Consider the following 18,840-nt stretch of genomic DNA (forward strand, 5'->3'; position numbering starts at 1 on the left):
AAGCCTGCCCGACCCCAACCAACCAGAACAACACTTAGACGCGACAATCTACTAGTCAGGAATACGGCAAGCATTATGCCCATCGAGATCGAGCACTGCTCCTTCGCATACCGCCGCGGAGTGAGTGTCCTCAGCGATCTGAGCTTGCGGCTGCCACCGGGGTGCACAGTCCTCCTGGGGCCGAACGGCGCCGGGAAGTCCACTGTGCTCGGTCTGGCTGCCTCTGCGCTCCGCCCGGGCTCCGGCCGTGTCACACTCGGCGGCCTGGACACGCGCAGCAGGCGTGATCTGGCGGCCTACCGCCGGAAGGTGGGCTGGCTGCCCCAACAGGTAGCACCTGTCCCTGCCCTGCGGGTGCGAGAACAGATCGCCTACGCCGGCTGGTTGAAGGGGCTCTCCCGCCGGGAGGCCTGGGACCGTTCCGAGGACGCTCTCAAGCGTGTCGGGCTGGGGAAACTCGCCGAGCGGCCCAGCTCCCAATTGTCCGGTGGGCAACTGCGGAGGCTCGGTATCGCCCAGACGCTGGTACACCAGGCGGAGTTAGTGCTGCTGGATGAGCCGTCGGCCGGACTCGACCCGGTCCAGCGTCGGGTTCTGCGGGAGCTGATCGACAAATTGAAGGATGACACTCACTTCGTGGTCTCCACCCACCAGACAGAGGATCTGGCCGAGACCTACGACACGGTGATCCTGCTCGAGAGCGGGAGGGTGCATCATCAGGGTTCCATCGGGTCCTTCCTGGACCTAGCGCCGGAGCGGACGGCAGACGACAGACGCGCCGAAGCCGCCTACGCCCGCCTGGTCGCCGGGGAGGTGTGACGATCGTGCCCTGGCGTAGTCTCCTGCGCGCTTCTGTCGCACCCCGTTTCGGCGTGTTCCTGATCCTGTGGCTGCTTGCCTACAGCGGGAACGTGACGGAGCTGGTCACCCGCGGATATTGGGAGTCCGTCACGGCCCAGAGCACCTTCCTGCTCGTGTGGACTGCACCGGCGGTGGCCGCCTGCGGCGCGTGGGAAGGTACCCGAGTCCGACGTTCGGCGGTCCTGGAAGGCGCGCCCACCCGTTCGCCAGTGGCTGTGGCGCTGACCGCGCTCGCCCCGACCCTCCTGCTCGGCGGCCTCTCGGTGGCTCTCGCCGTCTCACTCCTGGCGCCCCAGGCCATGGGCTATCCCGGCTGGCCCTCGCTGCCGGTCATGGCGCTCCAACTTCTCGTCGTTGCCGCGCATACGGTCGTCGGCTACGTGCTTGGGCTTTCGGCTCTGCGTGCCCTGGCAGTGCCGGTGGCACTGGTGGGGAGCTTCCTGTGGATGGCCTACCCGGCGGCACTGCCGGCCTTCTGGGTCCGGCAGCTCAACGGCACCAACATCGCCGAATGCTGTGCCATCGACCAGACCGTGGCGACTCGCGGGATCATCGCCCCCGCCGTGGTCGCGATGGGCATGATCGCAGCGGCCTGGCTGTGGTCCATGCGGCGCCGCCTTTACCAAATCCCCGCTGTTGTCGCCCTGGGTAGCCTCATCGCCACCGGCGCCTGGATCGCCCAGCCCCTTGGCTATGCTGCGGCCCAGGACCGTCCCGCCGCCGAGCGTTCCTGCACCGGCGCCGAGCCGCGCGTGTGCCTGTGGCCGGAACAGCGCCGGTCGGCCGCCGAGATCACCCGCTGGGCAGGCGAGGCGCACGACCGCCTGGAGGCCGCTGGAATCTCCGTCCGTGCCGAGATCACCCCGATGTCAGCTGCACCGCGGCGCGACGACGTCATCGGCCTGGTTGCCTTCGGTGTTCTCCCCAACGACATCCCTGCCTGCGCATCCCGCGGAGACTGGCCCGGGAACCTCGCCTTCGGCCCCCTCCATGCCTGGCTCTCCCTGACCGCCGGGGTCGACCCGGTTTCTCTCGCGGGCCGCTACATCCCACAGGAGGTGGAGATCGCCGAACGAGTACGGGAACTGCCTCAGCCGGCCCAGCAGGAGTGGTTCCAGCGCAATGCACCCACTCTCACCGTCTGCGACCAGCACCCCAACCTTGACCCGGCACATTACCTCTGACCGCCCCCACCCTCCGCCTGTCAGGCACACGACCGGGCCGCCCCGGTCGGGAAGGATGCCCATGGACTGGTGGCTTCGCATCCGCCTGGCCCGCCCCATCGCAGCGGCACTGGCCCTCTGCGCGCTGCTTGGCACCCTCGCGGACTCTCTCACTGTCCCCGTCCCTGTCCTGGTCGGAGGCATCTCCTTCCCCTTGCCACTGCCGTTCCTGCTACCGCTGCTGCCCGTATGCCTGCTCCTCCAGGGCCAGGCACGGGCCGTCCCCGCCATGGAAGGCACCGGGGCCCGCGCCGTATGGCCCCTGGACGCAGCCCTGGTCATGACATGCGCCGCCGCAGCCCTTGCAGTGGGTGCGGCGCAAGTAGCAATGGGCGGAGGAGCAGTCGGTATCGGCATGGCCCGCAACCTGCTCGGCTATCTCGGACTCACTCTCCTCCTCCAACTGCTCGGCAATCCCCGCCTCACAGCAGCGACCGTCGCCCTCCTGCCCATTAGCTGCGCCGCCTTCGGAGTCGCCAACGGCTCACCCGCTTTCTGGGCCTGGCCCCTGCACGAGCCGGATTCCCTCCTGGCCTTCACCCAGGCCAGCGCTCTCTTCTGTGCCGGACTGGCGTGCACCGCACTCCCTCATCTCTTGGTCCGGCCCACAGCAGGCCCTCGCCGATCCGGCCTGTAACAGCGGGTGCCCACCTGATTCATGACACTCCTGTGAGCACCGAAACGAGCCGGGCGGCGGCTCACGCGCCGTGGGCACTATTCGGTTCCTGGAGCGGTGGGCATGCGCTGTGCGCTGAGGAGGTCAGTTCCGTGCCCGATCGATCGAAGGTCCTGCTTCAGAGGGTTGCTGGGGGAGGGGGTGGGTCTGGGGATGTGGAGTCGGCCCATGGCCAGTCCGCCGTGATCCGGTGTCGGTGTGGGGTCTCAGGAGATGCTTGACGGTTTGTGCTCTGGACATGGTTGACACGTTCGGCTGAACTTCCGTGATCTCCCGTCCGCTGGTGGGGCTGGGGTGGTTCGGTCGGTGTTCGTGGATGTGCAGCAGTTGGCCGAGTACCGCTACCGGGCTGTCCGCGAGGTGCTGGGCGGGTCTCCGATCGGTGAGGTCGCGGCCCGGTACGGCACCTCGCGCCAGACACTGCACAGCTGGCGCCGACGGTTCGAGCAGGAGGGCATGCCGGGTCTGCTGGATCGGTCCCGGCGGCCCCGGAACAGCCCCACGCGGCTGTCTGCCGAGGCCGAGGCCGAGATCTGCCAGTTGCGTCGGCAGCACCCTCGGTGGGGTGCCCGCCGGATCTCGCACGAGCTGGCCCGCCGCGGGCCGGAGCAGGCGCCGTCCCGGGCGACGGTGCACCGGGTGCTGTCCCGCAACGGACTGGTACGTGCCCAGGAACAGGAGCATCCTCGCCAGTACCGGCGGTGGCGGCGCGAGGCCCCCATGCATCTGTGGCAGATGGACCTGGTCGGCGGGGTGCCGCTGGCCGATGGGCGGGAGTGCAAGATGGTCACCGGCATCGACGACCATTCCCGGTTCGTCGTGATCGCCTCCGTCGTTCCGGTCCCCAGCGCCCGCGCGGTGTGCTCGGCCTTCACCGCGGCGATGCGCCGCTACGGAGTGCCCTTCGAGGTCCTGACGGACAACGGCAAGCAGTTCACCGGCCGCCATACGCGCCCCCAGCCGGTGGAGGTGCTGTTTGAGCGCATCTGCCGGGAGAACGGCATCACCCAGCGGCTGACGAAGCCGCGTTCGCCCACCACCACGGGCAAGATCGAGCGGTTTCACCGCATTCTGCGCGAGGAATTCCTCGATCACGTGGTGCCGTTCGCCTCGCTCGCCGCGGCCCAGGAGGCGGTCGACGGATGGGTGCACGCCTACAACCACTCCCGCCCGCATCAGGCCCTGAGCATGGCCACTCCGGTCAGCCTCTTCCGCCCCCACGCCCCCGCACGCATCGACGATGTGCAGCCCGAACAGGCTGCGCGAGAGGGCGGGTTGGCCATGGATGTTGTTGAGCCGCCTGTCCTGCCGCCGCACGGGACTGCGGTGGAGTTCGAGGTGCGGGTGCCGCCCAGCGGCGAGATCACCCTGGTCACCGGCCGGCAGCGGGTCGGCATCCACCAGGCCCTGGCCGGGCGGACACTGACGGTCTGGGCGAACCACCGCAGCGTCCACTTCCGGCTCGACGGGCACCTGGTCACCACGGTCCCGTCCCGGCTGCGGCCGGAGGACATCGCCTACCTCACCATGCGCTACGGCGCCCGCCCAGCCGGTCCCGAACCCGCACCCGCCGCTCTGCCCAGGGCCCGCAGTGGGAAGGCCATGCTCGCCGCCGGCGAACCGGTCGAGGTCGACCGCAGGGTCCAGCGCGACGGGACCGTCTGCCTGGCCAGCGGGCGCCACCAGGTCGGCTTCGCTCTCGCGGGCCGCACGATCACTCTCCGGCTGGACGGGCACCTCATGCACGCCATCGCGGACAACGCGCTGATGGGCACCTGGCCCTGCCCGGTCTCCGCAGACCGGCTGGGACAGATCCACGGGGCACGGACCGCTGCGTCGCCACTGCCCCCGCCGCCCCTGCCGGCCGGGGCGATCCGGGCCCAGCGCAAGGTGCACGCCAGCGGCAGGATCATGGTGGCCGGCCAGTTCATCAAGCTCGGCCCCCGCCACGTCGGGAAGATCGTGACCGTCATCATCGAGGACACCCACTTCCGGATCCTCCACGGCGAGGACGAACTCGCCGTCAGACCCCGCAAGAACCCCAGACCGATCACCAGGCTCTACGTCAAAGGCACGGGCACCCAGAAGAAACGTCAAGGAAGTCCTGACGACAAAGCGCCAAGGAAGTCCTGAGACCTCACACCGACAATCCGGCCCGTTGTGCTGAGTACTGCCGCGTGCGCCATTATCCGGAAACTGCCTGGTCAGGAGGGGTATCGTTGTGTGGCGGGGTGTCTGTGCGTCCGCTCGGCTCCGGTGGGTTCGTTTACGTCTCGGGCCAGCAGCGGGCCAGCAGGGGACCGGTATTCACCTGCGGCGGTGCGGGTTCTGCGGAGGAGCTGGGCTGACGCCTTGCGTGTGCGGGGTGCGAAGCCCTCAGTACCTCAGGTCCCAGCTGTCTGGTTAGGGCCGCAGTGGGAGGGCGGCGTGTGCGCCGAGATGAGTTCTCGCAGATCGGCAATATCGATGGCCAGACGCTCGGCCGTTTCGGGAAGGCGGGCTCCGGGCATTGTGGCCGTGAGTCGTAGTGCGTCCTCGCGTAGTGCGCATTCGAGCCGGGTTGTGCCATGCAGGTGCGCGTGTGCCTGTGCTGCAGCGTCGCTGATGAGCGCGTGGATCTGCTCCGGCTTTGGGGCGGGTGCAGGAGGCGTCATTCGAGCCGGGAGGGTGGGCGCCGGTTCATCGGTCAGCGGGGGCGCGTAAGGCGGCAGTAGGGGCGGTTCGGCGCATTCGGGGTACCACGCCCATGCGTGGTGGGCGGGGATGTGGACCTTGCCGCTGGGCGTGGTGCGGGTGGCGGTGACGGGCTGGTCTTCGCTGGTAGCCGGGTGGTGATGCGGGGGTTCTGCGGGAAGGCCGCGCAGCGTGGCAAAGTCAGTGGGGTGCGCGGTCAGGCGTGCGGTGACGGCGTGGGCGAGGGCGGCGCTGGTTCGCCAGCCACACTCCGAGCTTGATCTCGGTGGCGCCGTCGCCGTCGATGACGGTCTCGACGTGCTTGCGGCTCACGCCGTCCAGGGCGCCCTCCCGGTCGCGGCACTGGCGGGCGGCGGCGAGGCCGCGTTCGAAGGCCGCGGCGCGGGCACCGCCTACCGGCACCCGGCCCCGGCCCGCACCGCCCGCCTCACCCTGCCCGGCAGGAGAGGGCGGTGTCTCGGCGCGGTGGATGCCCCCGCCGCCATGTCCATCGGAGTTCCTCCTAGCCACCACATCCGTCCTCACCATCCGAGGTTGGAAAAGACTCACGGCCGACGGATTATGAGTCCGACGCTGACGGCCGCAGGAGTTCTGACGCAGGTGGTTGACGGAGGTTATGGCCCCTGGATGCCTGTCGGGAGTCCGGATCGCGCAATGCAGGATGGCGGCTGGGCACCGCCCGGTCCTGTCCCGGGCGCGAAGGATCCCGTGACGGCGGGTTGGGGGCGCAGGGCTGCCTGAGAGGCCGGACTCCTGCTTACAGCCCTGCGGACAGGCTGGTCAGCGCCCCGCCCCTCGGGGATGCTCCAGGGACTTTTCAGGGACATTCCGCCCTGTCCGAGGGAGTTTCCAGGGACTTTCCACCGTGCGGGCCAGAAAGGGCCGGATAGACGTGAAAGAGCTGTTCTCGCACGTCAGGGGCGGTGCGGTCAGCACTCGATGATGTTCACCGCGAGGCCGCCGCGCGCGGTCTCCTTGTATTTGACCGACATATCGGCGCCGGTCTCCTTCATCGTGCGGATCGCCTGGTCGAGCGACACACGGTGGCGGCCGTCGCCGCGCAGGGCCAGGCGGGCCGCGGTGATCGCCTTCACGGCGGCCATGCCGTTGCGTTCGATGCACGGGATCTGGACCAGGCCGCCGACCGGGTCGCACGTCAGGCCGAGGTTGTGCTCGATGCCGATCTCGGCGGCGTTCTCGACCTGTTCCGGCGAGCCGCCGAGCACCTCGGCCAGGCCACCCGCGGCCATCGAGCAGGCCGAGCCCACCTCGCCCTGGCAGCCGACCTCGGCGCCCGAGATGGACGCGTTCTCCTTGAACAGCATCCCGATCGCCGAGGCCGCCAGCAGGAACCTGACCACGCCGTCCTCGTCCGCGCCCGGCACATGGTCGAGGTAGTAGCGGATGACCGCGGGGATGATGCCCGCGGCGCCGTTGGTCGGGGCGGTCACGACGCGGCCGCCCGCGGCGTTCTCCTCGTTGACCGCCATCGCGTGGAGCGTCACCCACTCGAGCGCCCGGTCCCCGCCGCCGCCCTCGGCGCGCAGCCGCCGCGCGGAGGCCGCGGCGCGGCGGCGCACCTTGAGGCCGCCAGGGAGCACGCCCTCCTGGCGCAGGCCGCGTTCCACGCACTCGCGCATCACGGCCCAGATCCGCAGCAGCCCGGCCCGGATCTCGTCGTCGGTGCGCCAGGAGCGTTCGTTGTGAAGCATCAGCGCCGAGACCGACAGGCCCGTCTCGCGGGTCAGCCGCAGCAGCTCGTCGCCCGTGCGGAAGGGGTGGCGCAGCGCCGTGTCGTCCAGCCGGACGCGGTCGGCGCCCACCGCCTCCTCTTCCACGACGAAGCCGCCGCCGACCGAGTAGTACGTCTTGGCGAGCAGTGTCACGCCCTCCGCGTCGTCGGCGCGCAGGGTCATGCCGTTGGCGTGGTAGGGCAGCGCGCGGCGCCGGTGGAGCACCAGGTCGGTGTCGGGGTCGAACGGCACGGTGTGCGCGTCGCCGACCTCGGCGCCGAGCAGCCGCAGCCGCCGCGTGGCGTGGACACGCGCCACCTCGTCGTCGGCGCGCGTCACATCCACGGTGTCGGGGGCGTGGCCCTCAAGGCCGAGCAGCACGGCCTTGGGGGTGCCATGGCCGTGCCCGGTCGCGCCGAGCGAGCCGAACAGCTCCGCGTGGACGGCGGCCGTGTGCGCGAGCAGCCCCTCCCTCTTCAGCCGCCGGGCGAACATCAGGGCCGCCCGCATCGGGCCGACCGTGTGCGAGCTCGAAGGGCCGATCCCGATGGAGAACAGGTCGAACGCGGAGAGGGCCACGGCCGGATCACTCGCTGGTGAAGTCGGTGTACTCGGCAGCTGACAGCAGGTCGGCGGGCTCGCCAGCGGCGGGGTCGAGCCGCACCCGGAACAGCCAACCGGCCTCGTACGGGGCGGAGTTGACCAGCGCGGGGTCGTCGACCACGGTCTGGTTAACCTCGGTGACCTCGCCGGTGACGGGGGAGTAGAGGTCGCTGACCGACTTGGTCGACTCCAGCTCGCCGCAGGTCTCGCCCGCGCTGACGGTCGCTCCGGCCTCGGGGAGCTGGACGAAGACGACGTCGCCCAGCGCGTTGGCGGCGTACTCGGTGATGCCGACCGTGGCCACGCCGTCCTCGACGGCGGAGAGCCACTCGTGCTCCTTGCTGTAACGCAGCTGCTCGGGGGTGCTCATGGCGGTGATCTTCTCCTGAACCTGGGGGGAGGGGTGGTGGGCGGTTACGACGTCACGTGGTGCGGGCGTAGAACGGCAGCGCCACCACGTCGTGCGGCTCGACGGTGCCGCGGATGTCCACGCCGACGCCCTCGGTGCCGGGCGCGGCGTGCTCGGGGCTGACATAGGCCATCGCGATGGGGCGGCCGAGGGTGGGCGAGGGCGCCCCCGAGGTGACCTCGCCGATGACGGCGCCCGAGGCGTCGACCACGGGGTAGCCCGAGCGGGGCACGCGGCGGCCGCGGGCGACCAGGCCGACCAGGGCGCGCGGCGGCCGCGACGCGGCGCGGGCGGCGGCGGCCTCCAGGGGGCCGCGGCCGACGAAGTCGCCCGGCTTGTCCAGCTTGACGACCCGGCCGAGACCGGCGTCGAACGGGGTGGTGGCGGTGGTCAGTTCGTTGCCGTAGAGGGGCATGCCCGCCTCGAGGCGCAGCGTGTCGCGGCACGCGAGGCCACAGGGGACCAGGCCGTCCTCGCGCCCGGCCTCGGTGAGCGCGTGCCACAGCGGCTCGGCGTCGGCCGGGGCACAGAACAGCTCGAAGCCGTCCTCGCCGGTGTATCCGGTGCGGGCGATCAGCGCCCTGCGCCCGGCGACCGCGCCGGGCAGGCCGGTGTAGTACTTCAGCCCCGGCAGGTCGGCGTCGGTCAGGCGGCCCAGGATCGCGGGCGAGGCCGGGCCCTGCACGGCGAGCAGCGCGTAGGCGTCCCTGTCGTCCCTGACGGCCGCGTCGAACCCCGCGCCGCGCTCGGTCAGGGCGGCCAGGACGGTGGCGGCGTTGGCCGCGTTGGCGACGACGAGGAACGTGTCGTCGGCCAGCCGGTAGACGATGAGGTCGTCGAGGATGCCGCCGTTCGCGTCGCAGATCATGGTGTAGCGGGCGCGGCCCACGCGCAGCGCGCCGAGGCGGCCGACCAGCGCGTGGTCGAGCAGGTCGCCCGCTGCGGGGCCCTCGACGGTGACCTCGCCCATGTGGGAGAGGTCGAAGAGGCCCGCGGCGGTCCGCACGGCCTGGTGCTCGGCGCGTTCGCTGCCGTAGCGCAGCGGCATCGACCAGCCCGCGAAGTCGGTCATGGTGGCGCCGAGGGCGCGGTGGACGGCGTCGAGGGCCGTGGCGCGGGGGGCGTGCGTGGCGTGGGACGTGTGTGCGGCGCGGGACGTGTGTGCGGCGCGGGGGGCGTCGGGGGTGTCGTCCGTCATGGGCTCGCTCCAGAAGGGCATGGTCGAGGGCGGCAGCGCCCTCCCCATCTGTCATCGGCACCTGAGAGGTTCGCCACGACCCGCGCGGGGCCGGTGGCTTGCACCGTGGGTGGGGCCCGCCAGGGGTCAGGCGGCAGGCCCGCTTTTCAGATGTGCCTCCCGCGCGCGGTAAGGGGGCCTGAGAGATTCAAGGGAGGTCTTGCTCCTTCGGCGCCCCGGTGGATGGACCGGGGACTCTCCCGCGCGTGGTCGAACGGCCGTTGTGCGGTTGTCGTGCGTGGGGAAGTCGTGGGTGGTGAAGTCGTGCGTGGTGATACGGGGTGAAACGGGATGTCGCTGGCACATCATCGCATGAACGGCTGGGGTTGTGGACAACGGGCGGGGGTCGGGGGCGGGCAGCCGTTAGGGTTCCGAATGCGGCGATCCGGCCGTGGTGGCGGACCTCGGTGGTCGGCCGGACCGTGTGGCGGGCCGCGATGGCTGGAGAGCGGTGGCGGGATCGCCGTGGCCGGACTTGGTATGTGACGAGATGGTGGTCGAGCGAGATGAGCGTTCCACGGCAGGGCCCGGGTTTCGGGGGCGGCTGGCCGAGCAACGAGCTTGAGGAGACCCTGGCGGCCGTGCTGGGCGCCAAGGACGCGGGGCCCCGGGTCCTCGAGGTGCTGGGGCGCAGCAGCCTGTGGATACCCCTGCCCGAGGGCGGCGGCCCCGCCAGCCGCACCCTCGACCTGCCGACCGTGGACCTGTACGGCGGGGTGTATGTCCCGGTGTTCAGCTCGGCCGAGCAGCTGCACCTGGGCGGTGCCTCGCACCTGCCGTTCAGCGTGGCGCCCTCGCGGGACTTCGCCCGCGGGCTGCCGCCCCAGGTCGGCATCGCGGTGAACCCAGGTGGCACCGTCGGCATACCCCTGCCGCCCGCGGCCGTCGCGCAGCTGTGCCGCACCACCCCGGGGCAGCGCGCCCCCGGCGTGCCCACCGGCGCGCGGATGCGGCTGTTCCAGCCCGACTGGCAGGACGAGCCGATGGACTTCCTGCGCACCGCGGCCACCGAGCTGGCCGCCCTGGGGCTGGTGCGGACGGCCAGGCGCGGCCTGGCCAGCGCGGAGGGCGGCCCGCCCTCGCTCTTCCTCGGCGTGGAGCTGGACCGGGTCGACCCGGACGTCCAGCAGACGGTGAACGGCGCGTTGGGCCGCGCCCTTGCCGCCTGCCCCGTCGTCTGGCCGGTGCAGCTCGTCCTGCTGGATGCCGCGGACGATCCCGTGGTGGACTGGTTGCGGGAGTGTGTGAAGCCCTTCTACTCGCGGGACGCCTAAGCCGGTGCCGTGACGGGCATGTGAGGGGAGGCTGGCGGGCGCGGCGCGAGGAGGTCAGGTCCGAGGTGAGCGCGGGAGAAGGCGTCGAGGCTCTGCTGCCGCGGATCACCCCCGATCGCCTCGACGCCTACGAGGAGTTGCTGGCCGCGCTCGCCGAGAGCCAGGTGTGGATGCTGCTGTGGCACGGCGGCCCGGGGGAGCCCGAGGCGCAGTACGGCAGCGTCGAGGTGGAGGGCCACGGGTACGCGCCCTGCGTCACCTCCGAGCGCGAGCTGCGCGAGAGCGGCTGGACCCGCAGCCACGAGGTGGTCGGAGGCCGCGACATCGCCGCGGCGCTCTACCCCGAGCACTGGGGCCTATGGCTCAACCCCCATGCCCCGGGCGGCGGTCTCGGCATCCCCTGGCTCGACCTGCGCCGCATCGCGGGCGGCCTCGACCGGCTCCCCGCCGGGCCCCTGGTGATCAGCGAGCCCAGCATCCGCGCCGACGCGTTCTACGAGCGGCTCACCCTGCACGCCCGGCGCACGCCGGTGCTGCGCAGCCTGCGCCGGGCCTGGGTGCGCCCGGCGGTGGGCCCCGCGTACCTGGTGATCGGCCTCGAGGTGGACGAGCCGGGCGAGCGCACCGCCCAGGCCGTGCGGCACATGATGCGGCAGGCGATCTCCGCCGTGCCGGACGGGCTGCCGGTGGGCACGGTCGCGATGGCGGACGCGTTCGACCCCGTGGCGATGTGGCTGCGGGCCAACGCCCGCCCGTTCTACGACCGCGACGGCGTCCACCGCTCGGGCCCGGGCCCTGCGCCCCGCCCGCACGGATACGGCTACCCCGGGCCCTACTGACCAAGGCGCGTGCCCCGCCGCGCCGGGCCCCGCCCCGCCCCGCCCCGTCGCGCCGGGCCGGGCAGCGCGCCCCTCGCCCCTTGGCCCGCGGCGCTCGGCTCTCGCCCCTTGGCCCGCGGCTCTCAGTCTGGGACGGCGGCCCCGGTATCCCGCGCCGTGGTCGGCGGTGGAGGCGGTCGCGCTCCGATCGGTTGCGGTGGCGGGAGGGGGGTACCCGGTGCGGTGGCGCCACGCGTCGCCACCGACGCGTCGCCGGACGCACGAGCTCCGAAAGGGGAGGCACCGCATGTACGCCATCAAGAGCACACTGCCGGACGCCACACTGAAGACCGTCGGGGAGGCGCTCCAGGGTGCCCTGGTGGACCTCATCGATCTTTCGCTGGTCGCCAAGCAGACCCACTGGAACATCGTCGGCGCCCGCTTCCGCTCGGTCCACCTCCAGCTCGACGAGGTGGTGGAGACCGCGCGGTCGCACTCCGACACGGTCGCCGAACGCGCCGCCGCCCTCGGCCTCTCCCCCGACGGCCGCGCTGCCACGGTCGCGGCCCGCACGGGCATCTCCCCGATCGCGGAGGGCTGGCAGAAGGACGACGAGGCCATCCGCACGATGGTCGACGCCCTCGGCGCGGTCATCGTCCGGATGCGTGAGCGCCTCGACGAGGTCGGCCCGGTCGACACCGTCACCGAGGATGTGCTGATCCAGCTGACGAAGGAGCTGGAGAAGCACCACTGGATGTTCCAGGCCGAGAACGCGGGCTGAGGCCGCAGGCCCACCTCCCCGGCTCTCGGCGTCCCGGCCCCGAAGGGTACCGGGACGCCGAGAGCCGCCGTCACCAGGGCGCCGTCACCACTGCCGAGGGCGGGGCAGGGCGGTGGGGAGGCGGGTGTTCGCGCTGCCGTGGGCGGAGGCCACCTGCTCGGCCGTCAGGAACAACGCGCCCCGCAGATCCGCCCCCGCCAGATCCGCCCCCGCCAGATCCGCGCCGCGCAGGTCGCTGCCCAGCAGGTCGGCGTCGCGCAGGTCCACGCTGCCGAGATCCGCGCCGATCAGCAGGGCCCGCGCAGCGTCGCCCCGCGCAGGCGCGCCCGCCAGCCGCGCCCCGACCAGGTCCGCCCCCCTGTGGTCGCGTCGGCGGCCGGGGACGGCCACGCGCGTCAGCTCGCTGGCCCGCCCCAGCAGCTCCCCGACCCGCCGCCGGTGCGGCGCCACATCGAGGGCCTCTAACTCCCGTGCACCGCCCTCCGCCAGGGCCGCGACCTCGTCCCACGCGCGGCGCAGCTCCCCGCGCAGCGGTGGCGCCCGCGGCGGCTCCAGCGCCTCGCGCAGGTACCACAGCAGCTCGTGCAGCTCCCGCATCACCGGGAGCACCGCGAACATCGCCCGCGCCTCGCCCGGGTGCCGCCGCCAGTCCCGCCCGCCGAACGTCACCCGCGAGACCCGCTGCCCCACCCCGAAGCAGTCGAACACCGCGCACCCCGGGAACCCCGCCTCCCGCAGCCCCTCGTGGAGGCCGCAGCCGAAGTCGGCCCGCACATGCCCGCAGGGCTCCCCGGTCCGCTTGTCCACCGCGAAGTCGGCCGACGCGGCGATCGGCAGCGCCCCACAGCACAGCCCGAAGCAGCTCCCGCAGTCGGCGCGCAGCTCCGGGCCGCGGCCGGGCGCGCGGCCGCGGCCCGGCCGCGGCCCGGGGAACGGTCGGGGCCGCGGCCGGGAACAGCGGGTCCGCTGGACACGCCCTCATTCTGCTCTCCCTGGGCTGCGCCCGGTGCCCGGTGGGTGCAGGCTTGAGCGCATGGCCAGGGTGCGCGTTGTCGTCTACCCGCTCACCGCGGGCGGCGGCCGACGGGTGCGGGCGAACGGCGAGATCCTGGGCCGCGCCCGCTCGCTCGCCGAACTGCTCGAGTTCCTCAGGAGGGCCGGTCTCGACCCCCAGGACGTGGACCTGCGCGACAAGGAGCTGTTCGAATGGCGCGGCGGCGGCCCCGACATGTGGGGCTAGGACCCCGGCATCCGGCCCTTGCACCCTGACACCTGGCCCCGCGACACCGCGGCTGGGCAACGGGCCGCCACTGGACGACGTGCCTCACCCCCGCACCGCCGCCCTGGCCAGGCGGCTGCCCAGCAGAACCATGCGCAGGGCCCGCTCCGCGGCGTCCGCCAGGAACTCCCCGCCCCGCGCCAGTGCCTCGGGCAGCGCCACCGGCGCGGGCAGGATCCCGCTGTAGGCGTCCACGCCGAGCAGCCGCACCTCGTGCGCCCCCTCGCCGATCGTGCCAGCGAGCACCAGCACGGGGATGCCGAGCGCCTTGGCACGGCGCGCCACCTCGCCCGGGATCTTCCCCCGTGAGGTCTGCGCGTCCAGCGCGCCCTCCGCCGTCACCACCAGGTCGGCGCGGCCTAGCCTGGCGTTGAGGTCGAGATGGTCGAGCAGCACCTCGAACCGGGGCACGAGCCGGGCGCCCACCGCCGCCAGTCCCGCGCCGAGGCCGCCCGACGCGCCGGTGCCCGCGCCGGAGCGCAGGTCGATGCCCCGGGGCGCCAGGTCCCGCTCCAGCACCTCGGCCCACCGGTCGAGCGCCGCGGAAAGCTCCTCCACCTCCCGTGGCCCCGCCCCCTTCTGCGGCCCGAAGACCCGCGCCACGCCGCGTGGCCCGCACAGGACGTTGTACGGGTTGCACGCCACCACGATCTCGGTGGTGCGCAGCCGGGGGTCGAGCCCCGTGGCGTCGATCCGCGCCAGCCGGAGCAACGCCCGCCCGCCCGGCTCGAGCTCGCGGCCGTCGGCGTCGAGCAGCCGCGCGCCCAGCGCCTGCAACGCGCCCGCGCCGCCGTCCGACGTGCCCGAGTCCCCGCAGCCCACCAGCACCCGCCGCACGCCGGTGTCGAGGGCGGCCCCGATCAGCTGGCCCACGCCGAGCGTCGTGGTGGCTCCCGGGTCCCGCAGGTCAGGGGGGACCCGGGAGAGCCCGGCCACCGCGGCCATCTCCACCACCGCCGTGGAGTCGAGCAGGGCGAAGTGGGTGGCGACGGGGACGCCCACGGGCCCGGTGGCGGCGCACCGCACCAGCCGCCCGCCGCCCGCCGCGGCGAGCGCCTCGGCCGTGCCCTCGCCGCCGTCGACCAGGGGAAGCAAATCGATCTCGGCCCCTGGCGCCGCTCTGAGCAGGCCCTCGGCGATGGCCTCGGCCGCCGCAGGGGCGGACAGCGACTCCTTGAGCCCGCTGGGGGCCACGGCGAATCGGTAGGGGGGGATCATCGGTATCTCCTCAGGGAGCCACGCCGAACAGCGGCCAGACAGCGAGCGCGAACACCAGGACGAGCACCGCGGTGAGCGGCGCCAGCACCGCCGAGAGCCGCAGCAGATCGCCCGGGGTGTAGGTCGGGGTGCCGGGGACGTCGGCGAACAGCGCCACCGGCTTGGCGGACGCGGGCAACGTGTGGCAGAACCCCGCCGCCGCCGTGGAGGCCAGCGCCGCGGCCACCGGGTCGACCCCCGCGGCGGGCGCCGCGGCCACCACCAGGGGCACCAGCACGCTGGAACGGGCGGAGCGCGACTGGAGCACTAGGTGCGCCGCCGTGCTGACGGCGATCACCACCGCGAGGAACGCCCAGGTCGGGACCGCACCGCCGCCGGGTATGCCGGATATCAGCCAGCCCGCCGCGCCCGAGTCGGTCAGCGCCATGCCCATCGCCATCGTCGTGGCCATGAACAGCAGCAGCGACCAGGGCACGGTCGACAGGGCGTCCTTGAGCCGTATCGTGCCCAGGGCGGGCGCCGTCACGATCACCGCGCCGATGAGCGCGACCACGGCGGGCGCCACCCCGTGCACCGGCTCACTGCACCACAGCGCCACCACCGTGCCGAGGAGCGCGAGGCACCGCGTTTCCTCAGGGGCGAACCGGCCCGTGACCGGCCGCTCGCTGTGCCGCTGGATCTCCTCCGCGGTGATCAGCACGGGACCGCGCCGGTCCTCGCGGCGGGTGGTCACCAGCAGCACCACCTCGGCCGCCAGGTGCGAGGAGACCACGGCGAGGGGCAGCCCGAGCAGCAGCCACTGGTGGAAGCCGACGCGCTCGCCCGTGACCTCCCACAGCACCGACACGGTGATCAGATGGGCGGCCGCGCCGATGAGCGTGGCCACGGCCGAGAGCAGGATGACGGTCGGGAACAGCAGCGCCAGCGCGACCACTAGGCGCTTGCGCCCGCCCAACGCCCGCGCCAGCGCCAGGAAGACGGGCAGCGCGAGCGCCGCGCGGCCCGACGTGGCGGGCACCGCGAACGCCGAGACCACCAGCGCCGCCGTCGTCAGATGGATCAGCTGCCGCACCGTGCGCGCCCCGCCCACCAGGAACGCCGCCGCCCGCCCCGCGAGCCCGCTGCCCGCCACGGCGGCGGCCAGCACGAACGCGCAGATCAGCAGCCAGACCGTGGCGTCGCCCAGGGTTCCGAACAGCGCGTCAGGGCTGGTCACCCCCGTCACGGTGAGCGCGAGGCCGGCCCCGAGCGCCACTAGGGTGTCGTCGAGCGAGGTGCCGATCCAGGCGCAGGTGGCCAGCGCGAACACCACGAGCGTGATCCGTGCGTCGCCGCCGAGCCCCGGGAAGTTCGCCGGGATCAGCAGCAACCCGCTCACGCTCAATGCGGCGCTCAGGGTGATGGCCTGACGGGAAGTGAAGGTCACTCATTCAGTCTGGTAACGGACGGTGAGCCCCGGATGAACCTCCCATGAGGACAACTTCATCGGCATGTCACCCGAACATCCGTCCTCACTGGGGCAGTCGATAGCCCATTCCGCGCACCGTCTCGACGCGCTCCGCCCCCAGCTTCTTGCGGAGCGCGCGCACATAGACGTCCACGATGTTCGACCCGGGATCGAAGTCGTACCCCCACACGTGCGACAGGATCTGCTCGCGCGAGAGCACCTGACCCGGGTGCCTGAGGAACAGCTCAAGGAGCACGAACTCACGCGCCGTGAGGTCCACGAGCACCTCCCCGGTCCGCGCCCGCCGCGTGCGCAGGTCAAGGCTCAGGTCGCCGCTGCGCAGCACCGTCACCTCGGGCGCCCTGGCGGCCGTGCGCAGCCGCAGCCGCACCCGGGCCAGCAGCTCCTCGAAGCGGAACGGCTTGGTCATCCAGTCGTCCGCGCCCCCTTCGAGGCCCGCCACGGTGTCCCGCACCGAGTCGCGCGCGGTCAGCACGATCACGGGGACCGACACCCGCGCCTCGCGCAGCTGCCGCAGCACCGTGAAGCCGTCACGGCCAGGCAGCCCGATGTCCAGGACCACCAGGTCGAAGCCGCCGCCCGCCGCGTGGTCGAACGCGGCGTCGCCGTCCGCCGCGACGGTGGTGATGAATCCGTTGGCCCGCAGGCCCTTCTCGACGAAGGAGGCGATGCGCTCCTCGTCCTCGGCGATCAGAATGCGGTTCACGAGGTCTCCAGTACGAGTTCGAAGGTGGCGCCCCCGCCGGGGGTGGTCCACAGCTCGACGCGGCCGTGGTGCCCCTCGGCGATCGCCTTGACGATGGAAAGGCCGAGCCCGGCGCCGCTGCCCCCGCCCGCCCGTGACCCGCGCCGCCCCGCGGTGGTGCCGCGCCGGAAGCGTTCGAAGATCACCTCGGCGTCCTCGGCGGGAACGCCTGGCCCGGTGTCCGCGACATACAGCCGGGCGCCCCGGTCCGTCAGCTGCGACCCGATCCAGACCCGTTGCCCTGGCTCGGTGTGCTGCACGGCGTTCTGCGCGAGCTGGACCATGGCCTGGGTGATGCGCTGGGCGTCGAGCGACATCTCGCACTCGGCGACCCCGGCCAGCTCCCAGCGCCGGTCGCCCAGGGCCCTGGCCTTGACGAACACGTCGGCGGTCAGCTCGGCCAGCTGCACGGGGGCGGGCTGTACGAAGTCGGGGCGCTCGGTCTTGGCGAGCAGCAGCAGGTCCTCCACGATGCGGCTCATCCGGTCGAGCTCGTCGGTGACCAGCCGCACCGTCTCCCGCCGGTCCCGCACGCTGTCGGGCCCCTCGCCCTGGCTCATCAGCTCCAGATGGCCGCGCACGATCGTGATCGGGGTGCGCAGCTCGTGCCCCGCGTCGTCGACGAAGCGGCGCTGCACGGCGAAGGCGCGCTCGAGCCGGTCGAGCATCGCGTTGAACGTCTCCGCGAGCGCCGAGATGTCGTCGCGGCCGCGGATCGGGATGCGGCGCGTGAGGTCCTGCTCGGTCAGCTGCGCCGCCGTCGCCCGCACCAGCCGCACCGGCGCGAGGATGCTGCCCGCCACGGCCCAGCTGACCGCGCACGTCATCAGCAGCGCCACGCCCGAGATGGCCAGGAGGATGCCCACGACGTTGTTCACCGATGACTGCCCCCGGTCGGCGTGGAAGGCCACGATGAACATCGCGGCGGGCTCTCCCTCGCGCGCCGCGATCGGGACCTTGGCCCAGCGGACCTCGCCGCCTCCCGCGCGCAGCGTGCCGGAGCGCTCGGGGGCGTCGGCGATCCGTTCGAGCGAGACGCGGTCCTCGTAGAGCGGAAGACGCGTGGAGATCTCCCTCGGCTGCCTTATCACCGTGGGCCGCGGGCTCTCCCTGATGAAGCCGAGCAACTCCTCGGTGGGCTCGGGGAACTGCCGCTGGAGGTGGACCGTGAGCAGCTGGCGCGCGTCGGTGAAGGGCTGGCCCGTCTCGGGATCGCGGCCGTGCGTCACGAAGTTGTCGAACTCGGCGGTCTCCTGGGTCAGGATCATCGCGATCCGTTCGTTCAGGTCGCTCTGGAGGATCGAACGCGTCGTCAGCACCACGGTCGCGAGGGCGACGGTCATCACCACCAGGAGCCACACCAGGATCCTGAAGCGCGCAGAGAAGCGGGAAGGCGCGCGGGCCTTGCCGTCAGTCGTCGTCGAACCCGTCGTCGTCGTCCGCCCCGTCATCCGTCCCTTCGTCATCGTCGAGGTCGGTGCCGTCGTCGTCGGAATCCTGGCCCGGGTCTGGCTGCTGTGGCTCGTCATCAAGGGGATCCTCGGTCGCCGAGGGGCGCGGCACGACTTCCTCGCGGGGCTCCTCGGTGGGGGGTGGCGCGGAAGGCGACGACGGCTCGCCCAGCTCGACGTCGGAGGGGACCGTCGGCGGGGCGGGGTCGTCGCTGAGCAGGAAACTCGTGCCTGCGATGCCCACGGGTATGAGGACAACGGCCGCGAGAGCTGCCATGCGATGCGAGAAGGCCATGAGTGCCAGGCTGCGTTCGGAGGGCGATGCGCTGGATGAAGAGGAGATGAGGAAATCTTAATTGTTGAACGGATC

18 protein-coding genes and 1 riboswitch are annotated in these 18,840 nt (G+C 72.4%); of the genes, 7 read left to right on the forward strand and 11 right to left on the reverse strand.

Going from position 1 to position 18,840, the window contains the following annotated elements:
* The first annotated feature begins 75 nt into the window (after window positions 1–75).
* Together DEH69_RS13165 and DEH69_RS13170 are read left to right on the forward strand one after the other, a co-directional pair.
* Window positions 76–819: an ATP-binding cassette domain-containing protein gene (locus DEH69_RS13165; protein ID WP_113687133.1), complete on the forward strand. Its 744-nt coding sequence runs from the start codon at window positions 76–78 to the stop codon at window positions 817–819.
* 53 nt (window positions 820–872) lie between these two features.
* Window positions 873–2,045 (forward strand): hypothetical protein, encoded by a 1,173-nt coding sequence (locus DEH69_RS13170; protein ID WP_147255559.1) that lies wholly within the window; start codon window positions 873–875, stop codon window positions 2,043–2,045.
* A 211-nt stretch (window positions 2,046–2,256) separates the two neighbouring features.
* Here the strand turns inward: DEH69_RS13170 and DEH69_RS30980 are convergent, their stop codons facing one another.
* A complete protein-coding gene (locus DEH69_RS30980) occupies window positions 2,257–2,487 on the reverse strand; it encodes a hypothetical protein (protein WP_147255560.1) in 231 nt (76 codons plus the stop codon).
* Between the two features lie 579 nt (window positions 2,488–3,066).
* On the opposite strand from DEH69_RS30980, the gene DEH69_RS13180 reads away from it, so the two are divergent.
* A complete protein-coding gene (locus DEH69_RS13180) occupies window positions 3,067–4,893 on the forward strand; it encodes an IS481 family transposase (protein ID WP_113687180.1) in 1,827 nt (608 codons plus the stop codon).
* 741 nt (window positions 4,894–5,634) lie between these two features.
* Here the strand turns inward: DEH69_RS13180 and DEH69_RS13185 are convergent.
* The 4 genes from DEH69_RS13185 to gcvT form a co-directional block, all read right to left on the reverse strand.
* Entirely contained in the window at window positions 5,635–5,964 is a 330-nt protein-coding gene (locus tag DEH69_RS13185) for a hypothetical protein (protein WP_147255562.1), read from the reverse strand.
* A 419-nt stretch (window positions 5,965–6,383) separates the two neighbouring features.
* Window positions 6,384–7,766: an L-serine ammonia-lyase gene (locus DEH69_RS13190; RefSeq protein WP_113687137.1), complete on the reverse strand. Its 1,383-nt coding sequence runs from the start codon at window positions 7,764–7,766 to the stop codon at window positions 6,384–6,386.
* 7 nt (window positions 7,767–7,773) lie between these two features.
* Window positions 7,774–8,160 (reverse strand): glycine cleavage system protein GcvH, encoded by a 387-nt coding sequence (gcvH, locus tag DEH69_RS13195; RefSeq protein ID WP_113687138.1) that lies wholly within the window; start codon window positions 8,158–8,160, stop codon window positions 7,774–7,776.
* Window positions 8,161–8,212: 52 nt separating this feature from the next.
* A complete protein-coding gene (gene gcvT / locus DEH69_RS13200) occupies window positions 8,213–9,397 on the reverse strand; it encodes a glycine cleavage system aminomethyltransferase GcvT (protein ID WP_113687181.1) in 1,185 nt (394 codons plus the stop codon).
* 156 nt (window positions 9,398–9,553) lie between these two features.
* Window positions 9,554–9,649, reverse strand: a riboswitch (glycine riboswitch).
* Between the two features lie 293 nt (window positions 9,650–9,942).
* Here gcvT and DEH69_RS13205 point away from each other — a divergent pair.
* From DEH69_RS13205 to DEH69_RS13215, 3 genes are all read left to right on the forward strand, one after another.
* The gene (locus DEH69_RS13205) at window positions 9,943–10,710 is read left to right on the forward strand and encodes an enhanced serine sensitivity protein SseB (RefSeq protein WP_113687139.1); all 768 of its coding nucleotides are present in this window, start codon (window positions 9,943–9,945) and stop codon (window positions 10,708–10,710) included.
* Between the two features lie 65 nt (window positions 10,711–10,775).
* On the forward strand, window positions 10,776–11,549 hold the full coding sequence (locus tag DEH69_RS13210; RefSeq protein ID WP_258534641.1) for an enhanced serine sensitivity protein SseB C-terminal domain-containing protein: 774 nt from the start codon (window positions 10,776–10,778) through the stop codon (window positions 11,547–11,549).
* A 286-nt stretch (window positions 11,550–11,835) separates the two neighbouring features.
* The gene (locus DEH69_RS13215; RefSeq protein ID WP_113687140.1) at window positions 11,836–12,309 is read left to right on the forward strand and encodes a Dps family protein; all 474 of its coding nucleotides are present in this window, start codon (window positions 11,836–11,838) and stop codon (window positions 12,307–12,309) included.
* An 84-nt stretch (window positions 12,310–12,393) separates the two neighbouring features.
* On the opposite strand, the gene DEH69_RS13220 is transcribed toward DEH69_RS13215, so the two are convergent.
* Window positions 12,394–13,116 carry a pentapeptide repeat-containing protein gene (locus tag DEH69_RS13220; protein ID WP_309302790.1) on the reverse strand — a complete coding sequence of 241 codons (723 nt, stop codon included), beginning with the start codon at window positions 13,114–13,116 and terminating at the stop codon, window positions 12,394–12,396.
* 226 nt (window positions 13,117–13,342) lie between these two features.
* Here DEH69_RS13220 and DEH69_RS13225 point away from each other — a divergent pair, with 226 nt between their 5' ends.
* On the forward strand, window positions 13,343–13,549 hold the full coding sequence (locus DEH69_RS13225) for a hypothetical protein (protein ID WP_113687142.1): 207 nt from the start codon (window positions 13,343–13,345) through the stop codon (window positions 13,547–13,549).
* A gap of 84 nt (window positions 13,550–13,633) precedes the next feature.
* Here the strand turns inward: DEH69_RS13225 and DEH69_RS13230 are convergent, their stop codons facing one another.
* From DEH69_RS13230 to DEH69_RS13250, 5 genes are all read right to left on the reverse strand, one after another.
* Entirely contained in the window at window positions 13,634–14,806 is a 1,173-nt protein-coding gene (locus DEH69_RS13230) for a glycerate kinase (RefSeq protein WP_113687143.1), read from the reverse strand.
* A gap of 10 nt (window positions 14,807–14,816) precedes the next feature.
* Window positions 14,817–16,232, reverse strand: a complete 1,416-nt coding sequence (locus DEH69_RS13235) for an SLC13 family permease (protein WP_113687144.1) — start codon at window positions 16,230–16,232, stop codon at window positions 14,817–14,819.
* A gap of 85 nt (window positions 16,233–16,317) precedes the next feature.
* Window positions 16,318–16,980, reverse strand: a complete 663-nt coding sequence (locus tag DEH69_RS13240) for a response regulator transcription factor (protein WP_113687145.1) — start codon at window positions 16,978–16,980, stop codon at window positions 16,318–16,320.
* Window positions 16,977–18,470, reverse strand: coding sequence for a HAMP domain-containing sensor histidine kinase (locus tag DEH69_RS13245; protein WP_113687146.1), 1,494 nt, complete (start codon window positions 18,468–18,470; stop codon window positions 16,977–16,979). The genes DEH69_RS13240 and DEH69_RS13245 overlap by 4 nt, the downstream gene beginning before the upstream one ends.
* Window positions 18,430–18,765: a small secreted hydrophilic protein gene (locus DEH69_RS13250; RefSeq protein ID WP_113687147.1), complete on the reverse strand. Its 336-nt coding sequence runs from the start codon at window positions 18,763–18,765 to the stop codon at window positions 18,430–18,432. The genes DEH69_RS13245 and DEH69_RS13250 overlap by 41 nt, the downstream gene beginning before the upstream one ends.
* Window positions 18,766–18,840 lie beyond the last annotated feature (75 nt).

Origin of the sequence: Streptomyces sp. PT12 (assembly GCF_003311645.1) — a bacterium.
Lineage (GTDB): Bacteria > Actinomycetota > Actinomycetes > Streptomycetales > Streptomycetaceae > Streptomyces.

Bases quoted from the DNA above. Each gene is read 5' to 3' on its own strand.
- DEH69_RS13165 (WP_113687133.1), top strand. From the start codon at position 76: ATGCCCATCGAGATCGAGCACTGCTCCTTCGCATACCGCCGCGGAGTG.
- gcvH (WP_113687138.1), bottom strand. From the start codon at position 8,160: ATGAGCACCCCCGAGCAGCTGCGTTACAGCAAGGAGCACGAGTGGCTC.
- gcvT (WP_113687181.1), bottom strand. From the start codon at position 9,397: ATGACGGACGACACCCCCGACGCCCCCCGCGCCGCACACACGTCCCGC.
- DEH69_RS13205 (WP_113687139.1), top strand. From the start codon at position 9,943: ATGAGCGTTCCACGGCAGGGCCCGGGTTTCGGGGGCGGCTGGCCGAGC.
- DEH69_RS13215 (WP_113687140.1), top strand. From the start codon at position 11,836: ATGTACGCCATCAAGAGCACACTGCCGGACGCCACACTGAAGACCGTC.
- DEH69_RS13225 (WP_113687142.1), top strand. From the start codon at position 13,343: ATGGCCAGGGTGCGCGTTGTCGTCTACCCGCTCACCGCGGGCGGCGGC.
- DEH69_RS13230 (WP_113687143.1), bottom strand. From the start codon at position 14,806: ATGATCCCCCCCTACCGATTCGCCGTGGCCCCCAGCGGGCTCAAGGAG.
- DEH69_RS13245 (WP_113687146.1), bottom strand. From the start codon at position 18,470: ATGACGGGGCGGACGACGACGACGGGTTCGACGACGACTGACGGCAAG.
- DEH69_RS13250 (WP_113687147.1), bottom strand. From the start codon at position 18,765: ATGGCCTTCTCGCATCGCATGGCAGCTCTCGCGGCCGTTGTCCTCATA.